Raw genomic sequence first — 2,310 nt, forward strand, 5'->3', positions numbered from 1 at the left:
AACCTCTGGAACCACCGAGCTATTCGCGACCTTCTGGGCAGTACCAGCAAAGTCCGAGCCCGCAGCCGCCCCCACAGCCCCCGCCGCAGCGGCACAAGGCACGGCGACATCCCAAGACAACAAGGACGGCGGCCAGCCCGCCGCCGCGCAGCAGCAGGGCGGCCCCGTCGCCGGTCCCACCGAGAATGTCACCCTCACCCCCACCGCGCAGGAAGAGCTCGAGAAGAAGAAGCTCGAAGAAGAGAAGAAGCTGCAAGAACAGATCGATCAGCTGATGCAGCAGATCGATGAGACCAAGGCCCAGCTCGAGCAGGCGCAGCAGTCGCGCGACAAGAACCGCGTTGCGGCCCTCACCAACCAGCTACACGACCTCGAGGGGCAGCTGGGGGCGCTCATCGATCAGCCCGCCGTGCAGCAGGCCAATCCCGCTGGACACGGCGGAGGCGGCGGCACCCCGAACCTCATCCCCCCACCCGCTGGCGGTATGGGCGGCATGGGCGGCGGTGGGTTCAACCCCTACGCCTTCGGCAACATGGGGGGAGCCCGCGGAGCAGGCGGAGGCCTTAACCAGGGCAACTTCGCGCCCGCGGCCAACCCGAACGTGCAGATCCCGGACTACGGCAAAGGTGCGAACAAGGCCCAGATCGGCGAGATGCTCGATGCCGCCTCGAAGAAGTACGGCATTCCACCGAACATCCTCAAGGCCGTGGCCTGGCAGGAGAGCGGCTGGAACTCGAAGGCGCTGTCGTTCGACGGGCAGCACGGCAAGGGCGTGATGCAGATCGACGATCGGTTCCATGACTTCGCGCGCACGCCTGACGTGTTCGACCCCGCCAAGAACATCGACTACGGCGCAAAGTACCTGGCCGGTCTCTACGCGAAGTCCGGTTCGTGGTCTGGCGCACTCAAGAGCTACAACGGCGGGTCAGACTACCCGCCCAAGGTGCTCGCCCTCGCCCAGCAACAGCCGTGGGCGCGCCAGGGTCTGGCCTGACCGATCTCCCCCTACGAGAGACACCGACGAGCGCCAGGGCAACTCCCTGGCGCTCTCTTCTTGTAACCGATCACTCTCCGCGAACGGTGATGAACACAAGCTCCGGAGGGCAGAACAGGCGAATGCGCGGCGCCCACTCGCGCTCACACCCCACGCCCCGGCTCACGGCCAGCCAGCCGCCCGGGCCATCGGCGCCGCGACGGGGAAGCGCGTGGAAGCCGCCGGCATAGCGGCGAGGGAGCGATGAGAGCGTCATCAGGGGACCGAATCCCGGCAGCACGATCTGGCCCCCGTGGGTGTGACCCGCGACGAAGAGCAATCGCCCTGCGGCCCCATCAACGCCATTGAAGAGCGCGTCTGCCGCCACGTCCGGGCGGTGCACCGCCACGATGGTGAGGCCGGGAAAGGCCCGGGCAGCGGATTCGAGGTTCAACGGGAGAGTGCGACGTCCGAGCACGTTGGCGAGACCGATGATCTGGACCCCTGCACCCGGAAGAACCACCGATTCGTCTTCGAGCAGGCGCACCGGCGCACCATCGAGGGAATGCGACGACCAGTCTACGTCGCCGTGCACGGCGAACATGCCAAGGGGCGGCCGGTGACGAATGCGATCGAAGAGGGCGAGCAGCGCGGGACGCTCTCGCTCGTACGCCTCCTGGCTCAGCACCTGCAGATAGTCACCCGTAAGAAGGATGAGATCGGGGCGCTCGGCCTCGACGCGATCGAAGGCCGCCTGCTCGTAGGCAGTCACATGATCGGTCTGCAAGTCGGAGATCAGGGCGATGCGGAGCGGGCGCCCCCGATAGGCGGACGACACCGCTTCATAGCGACGAACCTGAAGGTCGAAGGGCTCCATCTCGCAGGCGCGCACGTAGGCTGCGTCCATGCCGAGGCCGAGGATGAGCAGGCACGCGCCGAGGGCCGTGCGCGATCGCAGCATCGACGCCCCGCGCAGCATGAGAAGTGGCGCGAAGACACAGAACAGGGCGCTGCACGCCACACGCATGTACGCGAAGTTGCTGTGGGTGAGCTGGCGCCCGATCAGGCCCGCAAAGACGAGGAGCCCGCCTGCGACGGTGACGGGGATGCTGACATCACGCCAGCGTCCCCCCCACTGGGTTCGCCAGAGCAGGCCGATTCCCACGGCGAAAGCTCCCGTGTCGGCACACGCGAGCATCACGGGAAACATGGGGCTTGGATTGCCCAGGGGACCACTTGCCATGCGAGCTCCGCTCGTACACATTCAGCCTCACTGCCTTCACGTCACGGGGCAGTGAGGCTGACGGAGACGTATACACGCCCCCGCGTCAGGGCGA

Annotated in this window: 2 protein-coding genes; one reads left to right on the forward strand and one right to left on the reverse strand. The window is 66.8% G+C overall.

Annotation, left to right across the window (positions count from 1 at the left end):
* On the forward strand, positions 1 to 994 hold a 994-nt coding region (locus EB084_23960; GenBank protein NDD31318.1), incomplete at its 5' end, for a hypothetical protein.
* Between the two features lie 70 nt (positions 995 to 1,064).
* Here the strand turns inward: EB084_23960 and EB084_23965 are convergent.
* Complete coding sequence (locus EB084_23965; GenBank protein ID NDD31319.1) at positions 1,065 to 2,237, reverse strand: hypothetical protein; 1,173 nt, start codon at positions 2,235 to 2,237, stop codon at positions 1,065 to 1,067.
* Positions 2,238 to 2,310 lie beyond the last annotated feature (73 nt).

The sequence above is a fragment of the Pseudomonadota bacterium genome (assembly GCA_010028905.1).
GTDB lineage: Bacteria > Vulcanimicrobiota > Xenobia > RGZZ01 > RGZZ01 > RGZZ01.

Bases quoted from the DNA above. Each gene is read 5' to 3' on its own strand.
- EB084_23965 (NDD31319.1), bottom strand. From the start codon at position 2,237: ATGTGTACGAGCGGAGCTCGCATGGCAAGTGGTCCCCTGGGCAATCCA.